The 23,973-nt window shown below is 51.0% G+C and carries 18 protein-coding genes and 2 pseudogenes; all 20 read right to left on the bottom strand.

Annotation, left to right across the window (positions count from 1 at the left end; translation table 11 throughout):
- Positions 1 to 5: 5 nt before the first annotated feature.
- The 20 genes and pseudogenes from BHU62_RS12350 to BHU62_RS12255 all read right to left on the bottom strand — a co-directional run bounded on the left by BHU62_RS12350 (position 6) and on the right by BHU62_RS12255 (position 23,566).
- Positions 6 to 1,670, bottom strand: coding sequence for a phage baseplate assembly protein V (locus tag BHU62_RS12350; RefSeq protein ID WP_073532271.1), 1,665 nt, complete (start codon positions 1,668 to 1,670; stop codon positions 6 to 8).
- Positions 1,667 to 2,359: a hypothetical protein gene (locus BHU62_RS12345; RefSeq protein WP_073532270.1), complete on the bottom strand. Its 693-nt coding sequence runs from the start codon at positions 2,357 to 2,359 to the stop codon at positions 1,667 to 1,669. Before BHU62_RS12345 ends, BHU62_RS12350 begins: the two co-directional genes overlap by 4 nt.
- On the bottom strand, positions 2,356 to 2,523 hold the full coding sequence (locus tag BHU62_RS25240; protein WP_171971317.1) for a DUF5908 family protein: 168 nt from the start codon (positions 2,521 to 2,523) through the stop codon (positions 2,356 to 2,358). Before BHU62_RS25240 ends, BHU62_RS12345 begins: the two co-directional genes overlap by 4 nt.
- Entirely contained in the window at positions 2,520 to 3,077 is a 558-nt protein-coding gene (locus BHU62_RS12340; RefSeq protein ID WP_236720666.1) for a phage tail protein, read from the bottom strand. Before BHU62_RS12340 ends, BHU62_RS25240 begins: the two co-directional genes overlap by 4 nt.
- A 2-nt stretch (positions 3,078 to 3,079) precedes the next feature.
- Complete coding sequence (locus BHU62_RS12335; protein WP_073532269.1) at positions 3,080 to 4,309, bottom strand: phage tail sheath family protein; 1,230 nt, start codon at positions 4,307 to 4,309, stop codon at positions 3,080 to 3,082.
- 41 nt (positions 4,310 to 4,350) lie between these two features.
- Positions 4,351 to 5,736, bottom strand: a complete 1,386-nt coding sequence (locus BHU62_RS12330) for a phage tail sheath family protein (RefSeq protein ID WP_073532268.1) — start codon at positions 5,734 to 5,736, stop codon at positions 4,351 to 4,353.
- Positions 5,737 to 5,755: 19 nt separating this feature from the next.
- Positions 5,756 to 6,832 carry a phage tail sheath family protein gene (locus BHU62_RS12325; protein ID WP_073532267.1) on the bottom strand — a complete coding sequence of 359 codons (1,077 nt, stop codon included), beginning with the start codon at positions 6,830 to 6,832 and terminating at the stop codon, positions 5,756 to 5,758.
- 18 nt (positions 6,833 to 6,850) lie between these two features.
- Positions 6,851 to 7,300 carry a phage tail protein gene (locus tag BHU62_RS12320; protein ID WP_073532266.1) on the bottom strand — a complete coding sequence of 150 codons (450 nt, stop codon included), beginning with the start codon at positions 7,298 to 7,300 and terminating at the stop codon, positions 6,851 to 6,853.
- Positions 7,301 to 8,277: 977 nt separating this feature from the next.
- Positions 8,278 to 9,699, bottom strand: a pseudogene (locus BHU62_RS25420) (serralysin family metalloprotease).
- Between the two features lie 477 nt (positions 9,700 to 10,176).
- Entirely contained in the window at positions 10,177 to 10,467 is a 291-nt protein-coding gene (locus BHU62_RS12310; RefSeq protein WP_073532265.1) for a hypothetical protein, read from the bottom strand.
- 164 nt (positions 10,468 to 10,631) lie between these two features.
- Positions 10,632 to 11,096 carry a hypothetical protein gene (locus tag BHU62_RS12305; RefSeq protein ID WP_073532264.1) on the bottom strand — a complete coding sequence of 155 codons (465 nt, stop codon included), beginning with the start codon at positions 11,094 to 11,096 and terminating at the stop codon, positions 10,632 to 10,634.
- A complete protein-coding gene (locus BHU62_RS25235) occupies positions 11,077 to 13,116 on the bottom strand; it encodes a hypothetical protein (protein ID WP_171971316.1) in 2,040 nt (679 codons plus the stop codon). Before BHU62_RS25235 ends, BHU62_RS12305 begins: the two co-directional genes overlap by 20 nt.
- A complete protein-coding gene (locus BHU62_RS12290; RefSeq protein WP_073532261.1) occupies positions 13,113 to 14,843 on the bottom strand; it encodes an integrase in 1,731 nt (576 codons plus the stop codon). The genes BHU62_RS25235 and BHU62_RS12290 overlap by 4 nt, the downstream gene beginning before the upstream one ends.
- A complete protein-coding gene (locus BHU62_RS12285; protein ID WP_073532260.1) occupies positions 14,836 to 16,125 on the bottom strand; it encodes a site-specific integrase in 1,290 nt (429 codons plus the stop codon). Before BHU62_RS12285 ends, BHU62_RS12290 begins: the two co-directional genes overlap by 8 nt.
- Before the next feature lie 67 nt (positions 16,126 to 16,192).
- A pseudogene (locus BHU62_RS12280) lies at positions 16,193 to 16,507 on the bottom strand (DNA polymerase V subunit UmuC); the annotation flags it as partial.
- Between the two features lie 2 nt (positions 16,508 to 16,509).
- A complete protein-coding gene (gene umuD / locus BHU62_RS12275) occupies positions 16,510 to 16,863 on the bottom strand; it encodes a translesion error-prone DNA polymerase V autoproteolytic subunit (RefSeq protein WP_088776052.1) in 354 nt (117 codons plus the stop codon).
- 252 nt (positions 16,864 to 17,115) lie between these two features.
- On the bottom strand, positions 17,116 to 18,522 hold the full coding sequence (locus BHU62_RS12270; RefSeq protein ID WP_073532258.1) for a tyrosine-type recombinase/integrase: 1,407 nt from the start codon (positions 18,520 to 18,522) through the stop codon (positions 17,116 to 17,118).
- The gene (locus BHU62_RS12265; RefSeq protein ID WP_073532257.1) at positions 18,512 to 19,093 is read right to left on the bottom strand and encodes a hypothetical protein; all 582 of its coding nucleotides are present in this window, start codon (positions 19,091 to 19,093) and stop codon (positions 18,512 to 18,514) included. The genes BHU62_RS12270 and BHU62_RS12265 overlap by 11 nt, the downstream gene beginning before the upstream one ends.
- Positions 19,090 to 21,213 carry a hypothetical protein gene (locus BHU62_RS12260; RefSeq protein ID WP_073532256.1) on the bottom strand — a complete coding sequence of 708 codons (2,124 nt, stop codon included), beginning with the start codon at positions 21,211 to 21,213 and terminating at the stop codon, positions 19,090 to 19,092. The genes BHU62_RS12265 and BHU62_RS12260 overlap by 4 nt, the downstream gene beginning before the upstream one ends.
- On the bottom strand, positions 21,203 to 23,566 hold the full coding sequence (locus tag BHU62_RS12255; RefSeq protein WP_073532255.1) for a hypothetical protein: 2,364 nt from the start codon (positions 23,564 to 23,566) through the stop codon (positions 21,203 to 21,205). Before BHU62_RS12255 ends, BHU62_RS12260 begins: the two co-directional genes overlap by 11 nt.
- Positions 23,567 to 23,973 lie beyond the last annotated feature (407 nt).

Here is a 23,973-nt window from a genome sequence, read left to right as displayed (position 1 = left end):
ATAGGTTATTTTTTCAGGTTAATTTTTGCGCTGGTGATCTCCACCTGCTGTTTACCATCGATCGACAGGTTACCGTCGGCCTGCAGCTGCAGGGCTTTAGCCGTACTCATGGCAATATCTCCCTCGCTGCTAATGTCCATCTGCTGCTTGCCCACGATCGACAGCTTACCCTCAGCCTGCAGTTGCAGGGCATTCGGCGTACTCACAGCAATGTCCCCCTCGCCGGTTAAGGTGAGCGCATTATCACCGGCCATCAGCTTCAACGTTTTCTCCTCGGTATCGATCATCAGGGCCTGTGTCTGGTCGGCCTTATTCACGACCAGCCCCTTACGGTTGTTCTTTTCATCCGGAGGGAACGGCGCGGTATTTTTCGGATTGTGCATCGCCCCCAGAATGATCGGATAACGCGGATCGCTGTCGATAAACCCCACCACCACTTCATCACCGGGCTCCGGGTAAAAACAGAATCCGCTTTCTTTACTGGCCCAGGGCTTGCTCAGACGGGCAAAAATCAGCGAGTCGGGCAGATTCAGGGCCGGCAGATGCACGGCGATCCGATCCAGATGCTGGGGATCGGCGGTAAATTCCGCTACCGTGCCGATATGCAGCGATCGCACCGGTGGCGTGGGCTCCAGCATGGACGCCGGCAATCCCATCACCAGCTCGCTGCGCCAGCCATCTTTGGTATCAAACAGCTGATTGACCCCGCTCAGTATCGCCGTGCCGTCCAGCCCCGCACCAAAGCCGCTCAGGGTGATACTTTCGCCCATCGCGAAGTCCCGGGTGCCCGCCAGCACAATATGGCCCTGTACACCGGTCATTTGCTGATAGTTCAGCCAGGAGCTCGACAAGGTTTGCAGCGTGGCTTCAGGCAGCATGCTGAAGGCCAGGGCGTAGTCTTGCCGCCCGGCGGAGGGCTGGCCGACCTTACCCTCAGGCTTCCAGGGAAGAAACGCGCCGACCGTGCCTTTTTGCGCGGGTGTAAGCCGCTGCTCGGCAATATCCCATCCCTGCAGCGACAGGCTGTCCAGCGTAAAGCGGTTATCAAAATTCAAATTGATTTCAAACAGCCTGTAGTCGTGACTGTCGCGCGCAAGCGTCCGTGAGGCCATTGCCGTGTCGGACAGCGGGCGGATCACCACCGCGTCGCCGGTGGCATCGGGCAGCAGCCAGCAGTTGGTGGACAGCAGCCGGCTGCGAATAAATTGCCAGTCACTGAGACGAAACTGGATCAGCTGATCGTGCTTGCTGCTCAGCTGCGCCGCCGCCTTTTGCGTCAGTTTTACCCCTGCAGACTGCAGCACCCCCTTCAGGACAGTGCTGTCATCCTGCTCACGGAATACCCGGCTCTGGGGCAAAAACGTCAGTTTCTGCAACGCGTGGCGCGCCTCCAGCCGCACGGACCAGTCTTTCCCCTTCAGCTGCATCTTCTTTTGCACCAGATAACCGTCGAAAAGCGGCTTGTTATCCAGGGCAATCACCACCCGGGCACCCAGGCTAAAACGGCTGACTTCACGTTCTGCCTCGTTATCCGTTGCGCCATGGTTATCCGTGGGAATACGCAGCTCCAGCTGCGCCAGCGGGATCTCATTGATCAGCTGCTGCACCCGCAAACGACGGATCCCCAATGTGCTCGGCATGCCCGCAATGTCCAGGGTGATGCGGCTCATACCTCTTCCTCCTCTTTCGTCGCCTGCAGCATGTCTCCGGCCTGAAAATCATCCAGATTATCCAAATCGTTATCCCTGGCCAGCGACAACGGATCGACGCTTCCGCTCAGCGTCCCGCCGGCGCTGTTCGCCAGCTGCGGCAATGAGGCCTGATCCGGTACGCTGACCAGTACACGGTTGGGTGCGCTAAGCGCCTTAAGCGAGTGCTGAATAACCAAGCTCTCATCCGCCACCAGGCTTAACCGCACGGTGGCCCGCAGCGGCGTGGCGTCACGGTCAAACAGCGTGTAGGTGACCGATAAATCGCGGGCGCGACCGGCAAACCACCCTTTATTATCCCAGCGCATTTTTCCCCAGGTGATGCGCAAAAAGTAAGGTGACCCGGTGGCCGCATCCACGGCACAAATAGATTTCAGCATCGCCAGCTGCGTCTCTATCGGAGTGGTATTCCCGGGCATCTGGCTGTCGAACAACAAGGTCAGGTTGAGGCCGACCGGCTCGGAAATCACATAGCGGTTGCTTTGCGACGCCGTGTTGATGGTGTCTTCGGTGTCAAACCGCGTCTGATAATCCAGCTGAATATTCTCTGGGTTATACAGGGCGGTCATGCCGCCCGCAGGGATTTTCCCTTCGCGATCTTTCCAGGCGTTGAGGGTCAGCCTTGACAGCCCGCGTTGAAGTAAGCTCACTGATGCCCCCTTTCAAGCAGCTGTTCCAGCACCTCTTGCTTAATCCTCTCCACCCACCGCTCGTCGTCCCACTCACGGTGTTGCGCAAACGGCAAGGACGGGGCAGAAGGCACCGGTTCGGTGACCTCAACCTGGACGATCAACTCACGAATTTCGACGGTCATTGTTTTCTCCCCAGCATGCGCATATCCTGATAGCGCAGCTCAAGCGTGTTGATGAGCACCTGGTTACTGTCGGCATCGAGATCACCCATCTGCCAGCGCACCGGCAGAGCATGACTCAGTATCCAGCTGGTGACCGGTAATGAACGTTCGTTCAGCAACATGATCACCACGTTGGCCCACTGCGTGCTTTCCCGGCGCAACACGCGGTCAAACTGCTGTGTCAGGAGGGAGGACCTCATCACCCCCCGCTCCAGCACCAGGCTACCGTGATTAACCTGTTCAGCCAGCCAGAGGTTGCAGGCATTTTCGCCTCCTTCCCGGTATTGGCTCACTTCCAGCGTGCGCGACAACCCGGAGACGCGCTGGAACGCGATATCAAACTGCTTGCTAGTGTTGTGAGGCTGCTTGCTAGCGCTATTAAACTTTTTGCTAGCGTTGTTAACCTGCTTGCCAATGTTGTTAACCTGTTTGCTGGTGTTGTTAAACTGCTTGCTAATGTTGTTAAGTAAAAAATTGACGCGAAAACGATGGGATACTGCGGGTGTATTCATCATGATTATTCTCCGATTTGCGCGCTGGCCGTGCCGTCACGCAGATCCAGCGTCAGGCTGACAACAATAAATTCCGCGGGGGCCAACAACGCCAGATGGACCTGCAGGATCATCTTTCCCTGGCGAATGTCGTCATCCGTCATGGTTTCATCCAGCCCGATACTGAGCGAAAAAGCCTCCTCCTCCACCGTGCCGAAAAAGGCGCCGGCCAGCCATTGCTGACGCAACCACATCCAGGCCTGGCCCTTTAATTTCATCCAGGTCGGGGCCGTATTCGGCTCAAACAGGTAAGCGCGCGCCAGTTTGCTCAGGTAGTGCTCCACGCTGCTGACCAGCAAACGGCTCTGGATATAGCGCCAGGCCGTGTTCTCCTCATTGAGCAAGGTCCGGCATCCCCACAGGCGCACGCCTTTCCCGACAAAACTGCGGATCAGGTTGCAGGACACCCCTTGGTTATCCAGCAATGCCTGAGACGCCAGGACACTTTGGGTTGGGCGGCGGGTTTTGGCCAACGGGAGGTTGGCCGGCGCCTTCCAGACCCCGTTATCGTGGGCGCTGCGCTGAATGGCTGCCGCGACAGCCGGCAGGGGTGACAACACCACGGGCGCCGACGCCTCATCCTGGTAACTGGTTTCCAGCCGTGGCCACCAGGCCGCCCCGCGCTGACACAGGTCTGCGGAAAAAGACTGTCCGACCAGCGTCACGGCGTGCGCCGGGGAGTCCGGTAACTCCAGCAGCGCAAAGCGCTGCGGAGCCTGGCGACAGAGCGTCAGTAACGCATGCCACCCCTGATACCACAGGGTATCAACCTCAGCCGTATCCGATCCCTCGAATGTATTAACCTCATTGAGCTCACTCAACTCCGGTACCAAGACCAGGCCGGTCTTGTCATCCGCCAACAGCGTCTCCAGCATCTGCGGCGTCTGTAATGCGGCAATCAGCGCGTGCAGACGCGTGGACGGTTCTTCCTGCCCCGGCCCGAGGGGCAGCACATAGCACTGCCGCCCGCCGTTTTCAAAGAAGTGGCGCAGGGAGTACGCCAGCGTCCCACGCTGTCCAAAGAGACTGTTCGCCTGCGTCAGTGAACCCACGCTGACGGGCTGCATCACCGTGACCGGTATCGTCATATCAGGCAGGGTATAACCAATAAACAGGGGCATCGTCACCGGATCGTCGCCTGACGCTTGCGTTAACAGTGTTTCATCGTACGAAACCCCAGGAAGAACCATCGCCATCACAGTATCCTTATAAAGAGTCGGAAAAGGGGGGCCCCCCTTTACTGAGACATGTCCTGAGTAAACTTAAGGATGATGAATTCAGCCGGGCGCACGGCGGCCATCCCAACCTGAATGATCATTTTCCCCTGGTTAATGTCGTCTTGTGTCATGGTGATACCTTCGCCGACGCGCACAAAATACGCCTCTTCCGCTTTATTGCCGGCCAGGGCGCCCTGTTGCCACAGGCTGTAAAGGTAGTGATCAATCGCCGTCTGCACTCGTTTCCAGGTTGGTTGGCTGTTGGGTTCAAACACCATCGGCTGCAGGGCCTTTTTGATGTCACGCTCTGCCGCATCGAACAGGCGGCGCACCGGGATATAGCGCCAGTCGTCATCATCTTCTTCCTGCGTGCGGCAGCCCCAGACGACCAGCCCGCGATCGCTGAAATGGCGAATGACATTAATGCCTTTCGGGTTCAGGTCCGCCTGTTGCTCATTGGTGACCCGGACGCTGACGTCGCTGACGCCATTGAGCACCACATTCGCCGGTGCTTTCCACACCCCGCGCTCACCGTCTGTCTTGCCGTACACCCCCGCCATCAATGCAGAAGGGGGGAGCGACAGCGGCGCCGCTTTTTTATTGCTCAGCCGCTGATCAATCTCTCCGGCAAGTTCAGAATTAACAGGTCGAAGATCGGCCAGTGTGGCGATCACTGTTGCACTCCCGTCGGTGTAGCCGGCGATAGCAACCTGCTTATCATCCAGCGTCCGGGTGTACGGCACCACCACATCCGGGTAATACACCGCTACCTGGGCAGACCCAGTGACCGCGCTGGGCGCATCGCCATCGCTGCTGTCGGCCAGCAGGAAATACCCTTTGTGCTGACCCAGTGAGGCGGCCAGTGCGCTATACACCGCCGTGCGGTAAGTCTCGTCGGGATCCGGACAGGCCAGCAGCGTGATCGCCCCTACCTCATCGATAAGGCCCGGCAGCGCGGCCAATGCGTCTTTATCGTCTGCCTTTTCCAGCGGATAGAGGTAGCAAGGGCCGCCGCCGTTCTGGAAATAAAGTTGCAGGGCGAGAGGGGCCGCCTGGTCCAGGACTTCAGCATCCTTAATCTGGTAGGTATATTGCCCCGATACCTCATCGGTGAGCGTTGCAGTAGCCGATTCAGACGAAGCAGAAACCGTTTTCACTTCGTTAGATTTTGGTGAAACAGGCGTTGACGTTACGCTGACGCTTGCTGAAGAAGAAACAGTGGTATCAAACAGGGCGGAATAGTCCAGCCAGCTGCCGATGCGGGTAATCACGCCCGCCAACTCTGACTTGAGAGGGGTAAATCGCGCGACAAATAATGGTACGGCCGTCGCCCCCGTGCTCACCGACATCGCCGGTGAAGCATCTTCTTCAATATAAACGCCTGGTACAGATGTAACTGTAGGCATGTTCTTTTCCTTCAGTGAATTATTGCGCAATATCCTGGCTGAACTGCAGGATGATGAATTCCGCCGGGCGAACCGCAGCCAGGCCGATTTTGATGATCATCTTCCCCTGATCGATCTCTTCCTGGATCATGGTGAGATCTTTGCCGACCTGTACAAACCAGGCTTCGGCGGGGGTATTACCGGCCAGCGCGCCCTGCTGCCACAAACCGTGCAGATAACTGTCTACGGCGGCCGTTACGCGCTGCCAGGTCGGCTGGCTGTTGGGTTCAAACACCAATTTATTCAGGGCTTTTTGAATATCCCGTTCAACCGAGTTGAACAGGCGGCGAACCGGGATATAGCGCCAGTTATCGCTGTCCTCCAGCGTACGGGCGCCCCACACCACGGTGCCCTGCCCCGAGAACGTACGGATCATGTTCAGCGCCTTGCCCTGGTTGTACTTACCCTGGAAATCATCGCTGACAGCGAACATCGGGGTAATGCCATTCACGGCCTGGTTGGCCGGCGCTTTCCACACGCCGCGCGCACTGTCGGTTTGGGCAATGGAAGCCGCGGCGATGGCGCTTGGCGGCACCGCCTCACCCGACGCCAGAGTGCACCAAGGGTAAAACACCGCGCCAAACGGGGAGGCTGGATACGCTTTCATGATGTCATCGGGCTTATCTGTACCGGCAATTTTCGCTTGCGGGCCGTCAAACAGGCCAAAGATACGGTAGCCCTGACTCACCACCAGGTTGAACGCATCATAGATAGCGGTAGCCGTCGTGGTATCCGTCCCTGCGGCAACAATCAGCGTAATATCATCGTATTGCGCCACCGCATTGGCGATTTTAGTCACGTCAACCAGATAACATTTACCGCCGCCGTGCATAAACCACAATTTCAAACTGGTGTAAAAAGCGTCTTTCAACGACGCAGGGTACACGGCGATAAATTCCGCCCAATTGTGGAAAACCTGAATAGCGTCACCCGCTGAGGCAGCACTTTGACTGTCGTACGCAAAAGCGGGCACGGCGGTGGCGGCACTGTTGACCGAAAAGCTCGATACGGCATCTTCGCTGAGATAAACGCCGGGATAACTGGTTGTCACTGTCATGGCAACATGTCCTCTTTATTAGGCAGTCTGAATGGTCACGCGATCGGCCATGAGCGTGATTTGCTGTACCGCGATTTCGTTACTGGTTGCATCAAATGACGGAGAGGTCAGTGAGGTTGGGAAGGCGTTGCTCACATTCCAGCTGACCAGGATTTGTGTGCCGGCTTCATTGGTCAGGCTGACCATAATGTCTTTCTTTTCAATCTGATTGAGTTGAATAGAATTAATCCACTCATACATCGCATTTTTACCCGAAAACACCCCTTTACTCAGCGTAATATTAGGCACCTGCCGCTGGCCGGGCATTTTGAACCAATTGCCGGTGCCGTCCCGGTATTCAATAGTGTCAAAATTGATATCCAGACCGGAGACACTGGTAAATGGAACTTTTTCATCACCCAGAGTCACGATAAAGCGATAAGTAGGAATGGGATATTGCACTGCGATTTCGTCTGTAGTTACAGCCATGATATTATCCTTTGTTTTTACAGTTAATGGTAATTACAACAAAACATAAAAAAGGTCATTTCCCTGAGGATGAAAAAAAACAACTCTCTACTTATTATTAAAAACCACGCTACCGCCACTAACTTTCGCCAGTCATTTCATTGAATAAAAACACTCACACTTAACAATTAGGCTTTACTCAGAAGCAGCATTACTACGCCTCTTGCCCTTCACGCCTCTATATCAAGCAGCCTATATATTCCCTTCCCTACCCGGGCTGAGTATCGGAACATAGAGATACGTCACCCATGCAGGGATGCTTTTCAATTAAGTTGCAGAGCCAAACTGTTAGTCTGTCAACGCTCGGGCCATGCACTTCATGGTAAAAACGTTTGTGTTATAACAAGATTCTTTCTATTACCCCTCCCCATGCCTGAAATAATGACCTTACTGTACAAGGCATATGTAGAAAATAGGTAATGCATTTTAGGACGCAGGGGCGATAAAAAAAGCTGTTTGGCATTAAACGGAATTATGCCGCTCATTAAGTTTTAGATTGAGGGAAAGTCTTAAACCATTCGAAATGGCTGGCGGGTTAATTGCCCCAAACAAAGAATATTAGGAGCTATCGTGTTAACGGAAAGGAGGCAAGAAAAATCAGCTTAGCTGCCTTAACTGAACAGCACTCCTCGAGTTGTCGCTGGAAAACACAGCAGGAGGTGTCGGTACAGTATTCCAAATGCGCGTATCAGGTATCGCATGTCTCAACTGACCGGGCGGCGCGAAATGTCGCTATTGATGCAGCGACCAGTGTGGCGCACTCTGTCGTGCACGGTTCAATGGGGGTTAGCTTCGCCTGACAGTGGATACCCACATCAAAAAACCCGTACCCAAACTGTCTGATGAGAGACCGTTTCCATTTCACCCTTCAACCACCGCCATGGGAGGTGGTTGTCAACGTTCTAGGCTTTGCAATTTCTTGTCAGACATCAGTCTTGTCAGACAATCAGATTGGCCTCTGGCACCACCTGCCCGATGATTTTGACCTGGAAATCATAGTAACCGCTATCGCCCTGTACATTGATGGCCAAGTCTGTGAGCTGTGTCTGGGGATCATAGCCTACCCACACTTCCCCGGCCTGCCCCGTCAGCGCATCGACCAGATGAAGTGGGGTGCCGCCTTCAGCCCGGAAACCGCTGAGATCGATCGTATCTTCATCCTTATTGAAGTCGAATATCCAGTCTGGATGCGCCGGATCGGAATCCGCCGCGGCGGAAAAGACAAAGGTATCTTTCCCTTCCCCGCCCCACAGCCAGTCAACGCCCTTCCCACCATAAAGAATATCGTTGCCGGCACCGCCGGTAAGTTGGTTGTGGGTATCATTGCCAATGAGGATATCGTTGCCGTGGCCGCCAATGGCGTTTTCAATCGTGACACCTTGCGCAATGGAAACGTTGCCCTTGCCGCCGCCCACGTCCGAGAAGGTACCGGCGGTTAAATTAATGCGCTGGTCTTGCTGATAGCCGGAAAAGTCCAGCGTATCTCGCCCACCGGTATCCCACACACAAAACGTAACGGAAGACGACGGATCGGTGATAGAAAGATAGTCATATCCCGCATTGGCATTAAACCCGTATACGGTATCGCCGGTCCGGGTGGTAGTATTTTCACCGTAAAGACGTTGAATGGCCGCAATGTCATCCATCAATAATCCGGTCGCATAATGTCCCTGATTATCGCCCCCTGTTTGATACTCGCTCCAATAACTCATGATCGAAAATTGCCGTGAGTCTTCGATATACACCGCATCCTGATAGGTTGGCGATCCATTCCCGGCATTGTAATTCCCCGGGTGACTCAAGCCCAGAGCATGTCCTACCTCATGATTCAGTGTCTGTTGGCCATACTCATGTTTATCAGGATATCGCACACTGTCCTGATTATAATTTTACCAGGTACTGCCGGCGGCATCATAATCTCCAGGCAAATAAGCATACGCCTGTGACCATGCTGGGTTACCATAATAATCCAGCGTATAATTACCAAAGGTAATATTGGCACCGGCGTCATTGCCCACTTCATGAAAGGTGATATTGGCCACTTCCGCCCACAGCGCCAATGCCCGTTTGGCATATTCCACTTGCACGGCAGTAAATCCAAGCCCTCCCCGATCGCCGGCAGGCGTGGCGGTGGCATTTTGCAAGAAAGAATAGGTCAGCGTGATGGGCTGTTGATAAACATGGTCTCCATTCCACGTTTTTCCCGTTCGGGTGATTTGTTTTGCAGCCTGTTCACTGGTATATGAAGGCTTCGATACGTTCTGATTATCCACACCCCGCATCGACAAATTTATCATATTTTTGACAGCGAGATAACCGTCACCGAGAGGATAATAACCATCTTTACTATATTCATCCATAATATTAATTCCATATTTAAAGTTTAATAAAAACCCTCTGCTTATGCAGAGTAAAAAACTGTAGTCGATATATTGTTTTTTTCAAAATATGGTGATAAATGCTCTTAAATACCCCCAGATAAATCACTTTTCCGCACTGGCTAATCGACTGCTTCATAACGCAACATTCGCGTTCCATGGAATGAATAATTAAATACCATATAAACAATGTGTGATTATTTCAAAATAATGGCAACCCAAATGAGCCGTTCAATCGCAAGGTGAAACTGTGTTGGTTGACTGAATCCAGCAGCCAATCGGGAGAGTACTTCTGATGCGTGGAGAAAGCCATGCTTAACGCGTTGGTGAATGGCAGAACAGGTTCAGGGAATCCATTTACAGGACTCCCTCTTGTAAACCCATGTTCTCAGCGACACAAACCCTGGTCCGTGCTGACGGTAGCAGCCAGCGTCACATCATCGAACGTGGCTTACCGCATCATCGATAGTACTGATGGCGTCTTTTCGCATTGTGCTTCCAGCTTTTGGCGAGACTATCAGCATTTGAAGGATAATCATCCCAGGGATCAGCCAGCAACTTTCCTCGTGCGGCTCTCAGTTTAAGCGGATAGGCTTTGTACTCAATACGATGCAGATAGAAAAAGCTTTTTTCTTGCCGGGTGCTGAAATGCTTATAGTACGCATTTCTCAGTTGTGGATACGTCAGCAAATGCCGCTCGTAGACAGATACAACTCTAAGAGCTCGATATTGCGGCTTTAATTTTTTCATCACATCTCCAGGTCAGTTAACGATACCTAGAAATGCGCCTCTGCGTAGTAGTTCATCTTTCCTCCGAATAACACGGCTTGCAAAAATCTACTGTACCTGATTTTGCGGCTGGCCAACAAGATATGGCGATATCGCCTCTCCTCGCTCACAGTCGGTTTTCCGCTTCACAATTTTTTACGGCCTCGCGGGTCAATGGGCAGAACGTTCGAGGCCGGCAGTTGCCTTTCTAACTCGGCAATACGGTCATACAGTTCAAGAATAGTCGCATCGGCTTCACTTAGCAGGCTGGCAAGATGATCCCGTTGCTGCTCGATTTCGCCAATCCGCTCACGAAGCCCGCGATTCTTTTGACGGGATAATAGGCTGACCTGGCGAACGGATAATGGGCGATCCTCTGCATATAATGCTACATAGGTTTGAATTTCGGCGATAAGTAGGGGAAAGCGCGTTTTCTTCAATGCGGAGGGATCTCTGCCGGCCTCTTTAGCCACATTGTTCTGGCTAACGGAGGCCCCTTTCGGCAGTCGTTCGGGTTTGTTGTTTTTTAGGCGCTCGAACGCGGCTCGATACTGCTCACCGGCTCCCATCTGCTTGGCCGGATCTGTAAGGTCATGTTTTCCGGATGACATAGCGATAGTTCTCCACACTACGTTTTTGGGCTTCCAGTGCCGCCCTCAGCGGACTGTCTGCACTGGCAGTGGCCAAACGCTCGTCCAGCACGGCCTCCAGCGCTTCGACTTCGTCAAGTTGCTCGGGATCATACAGCACGTCCGCACAAGGCTTGGGGTATGCAAGGGAGTCACCTCCGCCACAGCGAGCGATGTTGTCGATACCGCCGTAGGAACAAGGGGTTCGGCTGGTACAGACGCCCAGTAAAATAGGCCGATAAGCCACGATGCCCTTCCTGGCCAGATTGATGATTTTCTTGGCCTCTGCAGCCGAAAGCAATCGGACTATCTCGGCTTTTCGCTTTTCTCCGTGGGGGCTGATGAACCGGCTGCTCGTCAATTGTTGCAGTTGCCTGCCTAACATCTCGTACATGGTGAGAACATAGTAGCTATGGGCCTTTTCCTCCATTCGCACCCGTGAATGGTTTTGCCCATAATAGAGACTCATCGCTCTGGCGACATGCTTCAGTTGAAACTGCAATGAGGCGTCGCTGACCAAACCTGATGCCTGCATATTGACTGCGCCGGTTCGCCGCAGCTGGTGCCAGGCCAACGGCCAGATTTTACCCACCGCATACTCGTCGGACAACGTTGGCGTCACCAATCGCGCCAATTCAAAATCTTCTGGCGTAATGCGCAATTGCTCTGCATCGAACAATCTGTCGAACGACTCAACTACGTTGGAATAGTTCGGAATCGACGGGCGGATCGCGCGGTTGATCTTGGTGAGTTTCGTCCCCCAAGGTTCAGACTTGCGATCAAGCAAATAACGCCTGAACGCTTCTGCTTGCTCACCCTCCATGTCGGATAGCGAATTGCATTCTGCACGAAGCTCTGCAACCCTGCGCATAGCTTCAACCGCCGTGCCGGCAGAGGGAGACGTTACCCACAGGGCTTCTGCATCTTGCATTGTTTTGGTTGTTCGCCCACGCAATACATAGATGTCGCCAAATTGCGGATCGTGTTCAATATGCAAGCAATCCGCGCGCAGATTCCATGCTTCTTCGACTCTCATGAGACTGAAATTCAGTAGATAGCTTAGCCCTGCATGACTCACGAGATTCAGGTAGCGGCTTAATGTTTGAATTCTAATTTCATCGATGTTCACGCCCAACCAGCGATTAAATAGACCGACTAAGCCAAACCGATGCGCGGTGTCAATAAAAGGGCCATAGTATTTTTGCCCGCTCAACTTCCCATTTGTTCCATCCGATGGCCACTGAAAGGGATAAAACGATGATGGTCTGGTTTTATCCTGGAGATTAGCCGCGTTGTGCCTGTAGGCTGCCAGGCAGAAGCGGAAACACTCCTCAAGCTGATCTTTATGCGCCAAAAAATCATCCAGACATTCGCGCAAGCGCGTAACCTGATAATGCCAAATACGCGGTGGGATATAGGGAGTTTGGCGTTTTTGGTGGTCGGGTATGGCCGCAGCCAGACGCGCCAGCCCTGCGCGATCCAACAAGGTAAAACCCAACGTATCTCGCTGCTCATACAGTTCGTGCAGCAATGTCAAAAGTTCCCCAGCCCGGGAAACTTGCAGTATTTTCGGAAGGCGCTCCGCCACACGTGGAAACTGGCTCAATTCGGAGGCAAGAATACCTTCTTGAGTACACAGAACGAAAAGCTTACGTATCTGATCAAAGCGGGTCTTCAGGCCTCGATATCCACGGCTGCTATTGGGTCCGTACAGCCACCAACCGATAATGATCCGCAGTAAATCGGCGTTAGCAGGATCAATCGCGGCGACATATTTCTTTGCCGGGCCATCGCCGAAATTAAGCGTAACCGCTTTTCCCGCCCACGGGTCGAGCCGCCAAACGGCATCCCCCCAACGGCTCACCACCTCACCAGCGGCATCAAGAATGACTGGCCAATCAGGCTGGGGTGGCCAGCACGGTGGGCGATAATTCGGTGCATCAGGCTCTGCAAGGGGGGAGCCGATACCAAGGCGAAGTTCGGAAAGAATATTTTTTGTCATGATGATTTCTGCCGCAGCTCTGCCAAGCGGATGAAACCATCCCAGGCCGGGTGATAATTGCCCTCACGGATACGGGCTTTCGACTCTTCGACCCACAGCCTACGAACTTCACTACTTTCTTCAAAAAAGCGTAGCTTAGCCGCCAACCGCTCAATGACCAACAGGGCCGGATGTTCTGCCACCATATTCTGACTCAAAACAGGGGGGCGGTAGCGCGCCAGCTCAAGCGATTTTAGGTAACGCAAGCTATCGAGAGACCACACATGATCTTCACTTTCGATATCCCGGTGCTGAATACAGAACAAGCAACCTGCAGCATTTATACAGTCAGGTCGCGGAGCGTTCTTCGGCATCGCAACCATTGATTCAGGTTCGACCGAGACACATCGGCCTGGTGCAGGTGGTGAAAGGGACGGATCGCTCTGTTGATGGAAGCGTGTAATCTCCACCATAGCGATCTGCGGATGGGGGGCGGCGTAAACGCGTATTAGCGTTTCCACCGTGTGCTGGGCCAACTCAGCCACCTGATCTGGGTTCTGGGACTCTCGAAGCAGCCAATTGATGCGTACCCCGCGCAGTTTTCGCGGTCTCACCATCGGCATCCCAAGCTCGCGGCAAATGCGCATAACGTTGGTGAACTGCGTCGCTTCCTCCAAAACTCGTCCCCCGCAACGTATCAGTGGAAAGAGCAGACTTTCCATCTCATCGGGAAACCACGCCGAACGCCATTCGAGATAACGCTTAAACCACTCTCGATAACCGGCAAAGATCTCGAACAGCACTTCACCTTCACGTCGATTTTTGTATGCACGTACCTGGTAGCCATCCAGGTGGCTGGCGTAATGAAATTGTTCGACCCTCAAAGTATGGGCTTGCTGCAGATTCATGCCGGTCTGAGCGATGAACATCAGCAACTCACTTTCGATGCGTAAGTTGACAAGGGGGGAACGAGTTCGCACGGTTCGATCCTCTTCCCAGGCAGCACGTGCTACTCGCGACTTTTCTATCTGCGTCATTGTTTGAGGTCTTGTACGGCGCGCCGCCACTTTCTCCGGGTAGGGCAGCCCAGACCATTGCTTCAGTATCTGGCCTGTACGCAATCGGATGCAGACCGGCAAAGGTCCTATCGTTACCTCCCAGGTCAGAGCATTGCATATATCTGCCAGAACATGCCCGAACGCAAAAGTATTTTTCAGATCCTGCTTATCCGCTTTGCTCGTATGCACTCTGCCTTTGCCGAGCGGCTTGCGAATACGCGTGCTCTTGCTCAGACTTGCCTGGCGATCCAATACTCGATCAAGCATCGTCGCCGTGAGCCTGGAGAGATCGTATAACGCCCCCTCACTGAGGCTGTGCTCAATCCGATAACGATGTAGCAAATGTTCGGTCCAACGAATGAAAGTGTCGGCTACCGTGTCAAGACTGAGGTTATCGCCTGCCAAATCGCACCAGGCAAAGAAACTCCGCAACGCACCTATCTTATTTTTTGCCGAGAAGCGGCTGCCGCCGCCGGCAAGATCGCTGGCGACATGTTCATGTAGCCTTGTCACCAGTTCAATACGTTCTGTCAAAAGGTCACCAAACTCGCCTTGGGCAATCTGGCGGGCCACAGACTTTACCTTTGCCGCTGCGCCTCCGCGAAACAGCAACGGCCGGAGATCCCAGGGCGTTTCAGCCCCCCCATACTCAAGCATCGGGAAAGTGAGATCGATACTGGAACTATCCATTCTGCCGCTCCTCCAGGCTGATGCCACTAAATACCGCCATAAAGCGATGAGAAAGGGCTTGCTTTATCGGCACTGCCTGCACGAATCGTATGTACCTGAAAGTGGTAGCCTCGGAGTTAGGGGCATGAAGCAGCGCATCGCTGACGATTGCAATGGCGAGTGCCGCATCGGCACAAGTCGAGAGAGCCAAACGCGCCAGCTCTGTACCGAAGGTACAACGTGACTGATGAAAGCGAAACCTACGGAGCATCTGTAACCCTGCCTGGTTCCCCCGCTTTCGAAAGTTCGACATTTCGACATTCACCGCTGATGACTGATCGGTGCCGCGCCTGCCATAAGCGTTGCCGAAGCGGGTCAAGAACAGCAGATCGCGATTCTCGGGCGTGGCTTTCGTTGCTCGCTCCATCCGCCGCCAGCTCGTGGCGTATTCCAGCAACTTATCGCACAAGGCTTCAGGTAGCCAAACCTGGCCGGTTACGCCGAACTTCGTGTGTACAGGCGGAGCTGCACCCGGCCCCACCGCAATCCGTAACAGCCCTTCCGCAGAGGGATCGGGCACGGCATGTTCAAGCGTCTGAACTTTAAGATCACAAATGCTGCCAAGCCGCATTCCGGTAAAAAAACCGAGTGCCAACATAAGATAGAGCTCCGGCGTAGCGTTCTCGGCGGCGAAATCAAGTATGGCATCACGATCCGCCGCCGACACCGGCAATAACCCATCTTCCAGGGTTTGGCCAAGTCGTTTGCGATTCGGGATGCTGAGATCGGTGGTGATACCGTTCACCGATCGCTCAAACCCCACCTGGTCAAAGAATTTGACGGTGTAGGGCTGCTCTCGCCATAGAGGAACATGTGGCGCCAGAAGTTCCCTGCGCCTCACCCACCGGTAAAACATGATGCAATTGCGCATATATTCAGACGCCGTGGAAGGGCTGATCTGGCCCGCATTGCGCATCGTGATCAACGCTCCACGGTATAGCACCAGACAACGGTCGGCTTTTCGGACAGGAAACTCGAACCAATGCACCCCACGCGACTCAAGGAACTTGGCGTAATTCAAAAGACCATTCATGTTACTGGCAACGGTCTTCAGTGAAGCTTCCCCCGTCGTTGCTCGCTCCATGGCCCACAGGTTTGCCTCTCTCCATGGCATTCCCCCTGCCCAGAAAATCTGAGGTAAGTCCTTGATAGAGGCCCGGTTGCTGCTGACTGAGTAAATTACGCTGCTTTCTCTACGCTCGAGAATGTGGGGTACAAAATGAATGTGTTCCAGTGTCGCCATGCAACCCCCTCAAGACGTTTAAACATGTCCATAGTTCGGATTCCACTGCTTGGGTGACCACACTATACAACTTACTCTTATCCAGCGAATAGATCTCCACCGCCGGCGCCATCTCCTCCAGCGTGTCCATCACCCGGCGGGACATATCGGCGTACAGCGCGTAGTTGGAGGAGAACACCGCGACGTTGCGACGGCGTATCTCCTCTTTGATCTTGAAATAAGGCGCGCCCATCGGCACGCCCAGCGCCTTCGCCTCGGCGCTGCGGGCGATCACGCAGCCGTCGTTGTTGGACAGCACGATCACCGGCCGCCCTCGCAGATCGGGCCGAAAGATGGTCTCGCAGGAGGCGTAGAAGCTGTTGACGTCCACCAGGGCGAACATGGTTACCGCGCCGCGTAGACGATAAAAGTCACTACGCCGAAGATCTCCAGCTGCGCCTCGTCGTCGAACACGATCGGTGCATAGGCGGGATTCATCGGCAACAAGCGCACGTCGGGATACCGCTGCAGTTTTTTGACGGTAAATTCGCCGTCCACCGCGGCGATCACGATATTGCCGTGCTCTGGCGTCAGGGCACTGTCGACGATCAGCAGATCGCCGTCCTGGATATTGCCGTCGATCATCGATTCGCCGCTGGCACGAACGAAATAGGTAGCGTTGGGGTGCCGCACCAGCAGCTTGCCGATATCCAGCCGGCTCTCGACATAGTCCTGTGCCGAATTCCCATATGAACTCATTCTGCCCATATCTTGTCAGTCTTGGAGAAAATGTAGCCGCTTGGGATTACCGCAGCAGGGTTGTGAAAATTTTTGTACATGCACGACCACCAGACCAATAAACTGTGTTTATATACAGTTTATTGAGCTTTAGGTAGGGTGCAAGGCGTTTTTAGGAAACCAATCCGAACCGCTTGATGTTTTGAGAAATTTAATTCACAGGATTAGTAAGGTGCAGGAGGTTTTGACCGGTGTATACACATTTCAGACTTATTATGACTTACCAGCCGTTGAGGCGTTACTCAGTTCTTCTAGCGCCACATTGAGGTAATCACTCAGTAAAATACTTAATTCAACAGGGCTCATGCCTTGAGTGAGCTCTAAAAAAACATCCTTAAGATTAGACTGCAAGGATTCAACGATCCGCCTTGCTTTGAGTAAATCTAAAATATTGCCAAACCTCGCCACTTCCTCAAAGGCTAAGTGAATATAGGGCTCAAGGCTGCTTATTGAGGTATGGCCTGTATATTCCTGGACCTTCCTCTTGAGTGTCTCACCATCCAAGAGAGCACGTCGAAAATCATCTTCATTCTCATATTTATGCTGCTCTATCAATGTCACAAAAAGCTTGGTAATAAATCTATGCCGAAACATATGTGCGCATACTTGCTCATCTATCTTAGCGGCTTTGGCAAGCAACAGTAATTCATTTGTCAGCGTCTCCGTAGCAAGTTTTTTCCCACTGCTCTCGGAAATCAGTAGATATCCCAAATCATTATCAATACCGACCGTCTTATTGATGACCCGGCGCCGGAATTTTTCGACAAAGTTAACGAGTAATTCGATGTCCGATTTGGCTATCGGTAAATATCTGTATTCACCTCTTCCTTTTGAGCGTTTGGCAGTGAAAACCTTCAATACTGCCCCTTGCTGCATCCTCCGCGCATTATAGATATCCTCGACCCTAATGCCCCCGACTTCAATTCGCCTTGCCCCCGTAATTTCTAAAAGCCTGAGCAGAATAAAACGCCGCCGTCTCTGATAAGTCGTTGTGCTAACCTCAGGAATGACATCGATGAGTTTTGCTATATTCTCCGAGCTGATAGGCAGACGCCGTACCTGAGGCTCTGAGTGCGGAAAAGAATGGTGATGCCAGTAAGTACGAACGATCTGCTTTCCCTGGTTTACGAGCTTGATTTCTTTCGTCTCAGCTCTGATTGTGCCCATAGGCCCGACGAAAGAGGGTTCAAGATAGAGTTCTCCAACATACCCCAAAAAGCCGAGACACGTCCTACCTATACTTTTCACATGACCTGCTCGACGTCTTTTCTGCCCCGGTTTTCTCGGATCCATTTCCCCCTGCAACACTCTGATGAACAATGAAAAATTAGAATCGGTTAAGTCAATAAACGAGTAGTTATTGTTAAAGCAAAAGCGAATGAGGTGTGAAAGAAGCTTGGCATATTGAGTAAGCGTACCACCCCCTTCCTTGCGAGAGAGCCCGCGTTCAAAACAGTGCAGTAAGTAGAGATTCGCCTCAGTACAAGGTCTGCCATCAGGCCAACAGAGAAGAGGAATATTATCTGCTTTGATGCTAAAAGCATGACCGTCCTGCTCAATTCCATAAGGTAATCGAAAAACGCTGCTGGTTAGATGATAAAGTTTTTCATCATTCAACATCGGACAAATCCTCACATGATGGCATCGGAGGAGGCAACTTGCTTAGGGAGAGCATTGAAAGTAACTCCCTACGGCGCTTTTTGAAGAGACTTTGGTCTGCTGGATCAGGACATTTGTCAGCAAACTGCTTGGCCAGAACGATCGACTCTCTGAATATATTTGTTACCAGCGCGATTTCATCCCAGAGTTGAGAGATTATTTTTTCTTGAACTTTGATCTTATCTCTGAGCCCCTGCTTGGTGGCAGAGAGTGATGTTACAGATTTTACAATGGTTGATTCACGAAGCTTTTTCTCTGCCTGGCGCCTCAAATTATCAATTGTGATAAAACCACCAGGAAGAATATCATTCGACCTATTTTTAAGCGTATTGAGCGACATCGGAGTAATAAAAAAATCCCTAACCGACAGTTTTGCAAGTCCATTTTGGCTCTTCAGCGCGGCTAATAGATCCTTGTTTTCCAGATACCCAGCGGGTGACTGAATAACCGAGTTAAGATATCTGACACGTGCAAGGACTGATTCGTGGCTAATCGCCAACTTGGCTGTCATCTGACGAGTTTTTCCCTTCATGCATTATCTCCAATTATTTTAAAGATAATTTCATGTCGCTGTCCTGTCGGTGTATCGATGAAAACGGGCTCCACCTTGAACGCCCCCTCTTTTATCAGGTCTTCGATATAGTCTGCAACCTCATCCGACTGCATGATCGAAAAGGACGATAATCCATAGCGTTCGTTCAGAAGCTTCTCCAAATCCTTTGTGTTGTCCTGTCTCAAAAGCAAAGCCTCAGAGGCATACTCTGCCCCCACTCTCCGCAGCACCTCTCCTGGCACGACCTCGGTGATATAGTGATAAACGTGCTCAACATGTGTGTGCCCCAAAAACCACCTAAGCGTATCCAGTCCGCCAAATCCACCGGCCCAGAAAAAAGTCATGGCGAAGAAACGTCGCATCTGGTGAGTACGAACATAGTAGCGCCGTCCAGCTGAATCCAGTTGTGCTTCGAAATAGTCGGAAAAGCGATTAAGTACCTTTGCAGTATCTGCTAACCCCATTGCACTCAGACCCACTTCACGATACTGAGGTTTGCTGAAAAGTCGCTCTGAAGCCTTAGCTGAATTCAGCGTAGACAATTTTTGATGGAGTTCAGTTAAGCTCAAAATACACTGAGCTACAACATTGGGAATGGGACGAAGAGTCAGCTCACGATGCCTACCGAAGTTTCGTTTTCGTAAGTCAAACTGTAAATAGTAGCCTTGGCTTTTCTTAACAAGACAGGTCGTTGTCACAAGATCTCTAATCTCACCAGAACGTCTGGCACTAAGAGCAGAAAGGATGATCCAGATAGCCCCATAAAGCACCTCAACCAACTGGAACAATCCTTCATTAGCTCTAAATCGACTAAAGAATAAAGCACTTCCACCACCACGATTCGCGCCACGGAAATCGCTCGAGAGGTCCCATACTCGCACCCCAATATCTCTTAATTTCTGAGGAAGAATTCTCCCTATTTCAGACGAACTAAAATCACCTAGAGTACATCTGCGTGAATCAGCTTCGCGTGCCAGTGTCAGATAGCCATCAATAATTGGCTGACCTAACTCGAAGTAGAACTCCACTGCATTTCTGAACGAAGAAAATATGACTTCTCGGGGTAGCGTTCGATATCGTCCATTACTTTTCATTTTTAGTTGGTTAAGGAAAGCCTTATTTTCCAGAGCTGCAAGTGACTGAGGATTGATATGGTCCAGCCCACAGAGCTTGAGGAACTCCATCCGTTTAAGTGCTTGCCGGTATGCATCAATTCCAGCCTCAGATGGCAGTGGGTCACCGCTAAGAGCCATGGATGGAACCATTGGATATTCCCGAAAAGTCTTCTCAGATGGGTCAAAATGGAGTTCATCCAACGCTAAACCAAGGAACTTAGGCGTGACTAAAGTTCGTTCATGATAAATCTCTGTGTAAATACTGCTCGGAGAAACTTGATGTTTAAAAAATAAATGCCCATTATTACCTGCTGTTATCGGTATGTGTTTGTAGTTTCCGTTTATCCACAGGAATATTCTGGCCGAAATAATCTCCGATTCAGAGAGGCCAAGATGAGCGCTCCCCGCATCGTCAACAACGGCAATGCCGGGAACTTTTGAGATAATACGTTGTACATCCTGTTTCGTGACCTGCTGGCTTTTGAACCGAAGATAACTCCGAAGTTCTTCACGCACTGCATAAAGATTGCTCTTTGAATACTGATCAACAGCCAACACTGCCATGAACTCGGTGACTTCATGTGGCGTAATTGACTTGAAGCCATGGGATGCCAATTGAAAACGTTCAGATCTTAACAAAAAATAGTCAATAACACCTATCGCCGTATGGATTCTATATTCTATTGTTCGTGGTGCAAGTTGAATGCCTCCAGCAGTCAGTGAGTGTGATGAAAGACATAGGTATGACTTGATGCTCTCTAGAAGGCTCTGATGCCTTGGGTGAGTGAGCAACAGTCCATCATTAAGCCTAACTCTAAAATCGATAATGGTATCTTTCTTGCTATTTTGAGCAATCCGTGTAGCCCATACGGGATCATCAAACTGCGAATTTAGCCACTCAGCGCTGTGAAACAACTTTGAGCCAGCATTGAAAGAATGCGTTATAAAATCCAGCTCATGAGGTAGTGAGTTGTTATCGGACATAGACTAACTCCTCAAATTGTTTAGGATTCGCTATCCTCCTGGCCTTAACCAGAAAACTGCGAATATAGGGGTCTGAAAAATCATCAGATTCGATATGGGATTCAACCTTCACCGCAAACTCACTCCAGTATACTGCCGTTCCCGTAGCTCGCGGCCCCGCATTCTCAACGGCTAATTTTAGCGAAAGAAGCACACCAAGAATCTCCTCATCAAGAGAGATAACAATCTCCGCCCCAGGAACAGCTAACTCTTGTTCAGCGGCTCCGTTCATAGCACCTGATACATCAGGAAAAACCCGGAGGGTATGTATTTTAAGAAACTGATCCAGCTCACTTATGCTTTTAAAGTCAGTCGCATCCAACAAAAATGGCGAATCTTTCATGGCGTGAACAATCACCGTATTCTGGAATATTCGGATCCATCGCTCCTGAAAGAATTGTATGATAGTGGGCGGAAGATAATAATTTATAGCAACGCGTTTGGAGTTACCAAGTGACTCAGCCATTTTATCTATGCTTAGCGAATTGAGATAAACGAGAACCCCAGCCGTAGCCCTTATCCTTGCGAGTGATAATGCGTTAATTAACTCGCCTAACTCAGCATAATGTGCTTGTATAAATGTTTTTTGCCGGATAATTTTGGCAAAGCTAATCTGATTTGTAAAGACATAGGGCTCCTGGAAACCTTGGCCCCCCACAACAATAAACAACCGTCGCCAACCATCGTCATCCTTGGCTTTGAGATAATTCCTGGCAGGCGTTGTAATCTGAATAAGTAGTTTTATCACAGAGGCAGATTCGGCACTCAGCACAACTTCCTGCTGACTTCCTTTCCGATTCTTCTTTACGACAAGCACAGCCCCTGAGTCAGTCAGAATGAAACCCGTTCGCTTACCATTACGGTCGAATAACTCACATCCTAACAGGGATGCATCGGTCAGAATAGGATGCTGTGCTACCAACCAAATAGCAATAGGTGCTATTACATATTTGGTTGGCAATGCCAGGTTTTCGGCTAATTCTGCTGCTGAGAAGGAAAAACCGGTTGCGCTTGCCAGGTAACCACGCATAGTATGGTTAATAACTGTAAATCCACCATAGCTCTCTTTTATTGTCTTAATAAGACTATTCATTGCCATCTCTGGCTCGCCATATTTTTGAGAAGATATTCGAGCTCCCAGCGTTATCAACTCCCCCTTCTCGCAGGCTATAATACTAGCGTTCAGGTATGCAGTTGTGTGCTCGATCTGTCGTCGAGCCCACTGAAGAACTTTGTTAAAATCAGCTTCAATCTGCATGAATAAAAGCTCTGTCGCTTCTTGGTCAGTAACTGATAGCGGGATCCGCGTGAGGAGCTTTTGAGACACAAGGGCTTCACCATCAGCATATCTATGATGGCCTACTTCGCAAAGAGATCGAGTAAGCTTCTTGCTCCCTTCAGGCCAGACTCCCCCGAGCGGTGAACTCATAAGCCCACTTCTGACCAATACCATTTTTGCCCAACAGATGATTCTTATCCATTGACGCTGAAGATTTGCCAACACCCGTTCCGTCGGTTGAGTCTGATTTCTCTTGGAGTAACTTTCAAAATGCCAGCGCTGGAAGGCCCAAAAAAACTGATGCACGAACATGGGATCTTGAAGCATATCAGGATATAACGGTTGCTTTCCGTTCGCATCATCGCTGTACCAGCGTACGAAATCATCGAATCGAGATATCACATTTACATAATTGCCATAGTGACCATGGGTTAAAGCGTGTTTCTGGCTTTCCTGATGCAAGGCGTTAGTAAAGTCTGCCCCCATAATATCGAAAATAGTCCTCATCTTTAACCGAAATGAGCCAAAACTGCGGTCTACCATATGCCATCCGGTAAGCCTGGCTGCGCGCAAAGAATCGATGCAAGTAGATTCAAACTGCACGACACATTGCCTCGTTTGACTCTCTGTAAGGTCTGCATGCGCAAAAATGCGCACGGGAAGTTTTTTTGACAACTGATCAAGTAACTTAAAGAAACACTGGATGAGCTTTCGTCTACTTGAGTATTTTACCTCAGAAGATAGAAAGCAATTTGAGTACACCGCCCCATAGAAAAGACGCTGAGCGTTCAAAAAGCTACGAGTGACAAAGTCCATCATATTTGTGATAGGAGGATGGTTGGTTAACCACAACAGGCATTCGAAGTAAAACAGTGCCCTGTTTGCGCTTCGACGTTGAGACAATGAGAAACTGACAAGCTGGGATTGAATAAGAGTCAAGGCACTATCCGACAGAATCAGAAACCTGAAATCCTTCTCTATATGGCCTTTGGCAATGATACCTTGAGGGTAACTGTTTGGAGAAACTCGAGTCATCAAGAAACCTCATCCAGTCAGATTAAGTGAGAACCTTAGTTTTGGTGTAAGATCATGGGGTTGAAAAGACAACAGCAGACAACCCATCTCGACTGACAATTTAATTATAACAAACAATTTTTGTATAAAATCAAACCCCCTCCTTTTGCAAGCAAGCCCCCTAAATATAATGACTTTTTCCCGGGTGATGGTAACTAAAGACTGCAAAGTCGTCGATTTTCATACCGAGCATTATAGAAAATCGCATTCAAAATTGATAATTTACTGCAACCGCACTGTCATAAGAACGATCCGGCGACAATCAAACATATAACTATTCACCTAATGCCATCATTTATACGGAGGTGCCCCCCCCCCTTCGCAGCACGATTATTTTTCAACGATATATAGTCGTTAACAAAAAAACG

Source organism: Serratia marcescens, assembly GCF_001902635.1.
Classification (GTDB): Bacteria; Pseudomonadota; Gammaproteobacteria; order Enterobacterales; family Enterobacteriaceae; genus Serratia; species Serratia marcescens_F.
The sequence above is the reverse complement of the archived record's forward strand: the minus strand, read 5'-3'. Positions and strand labels throughout refer to the sequence as shown.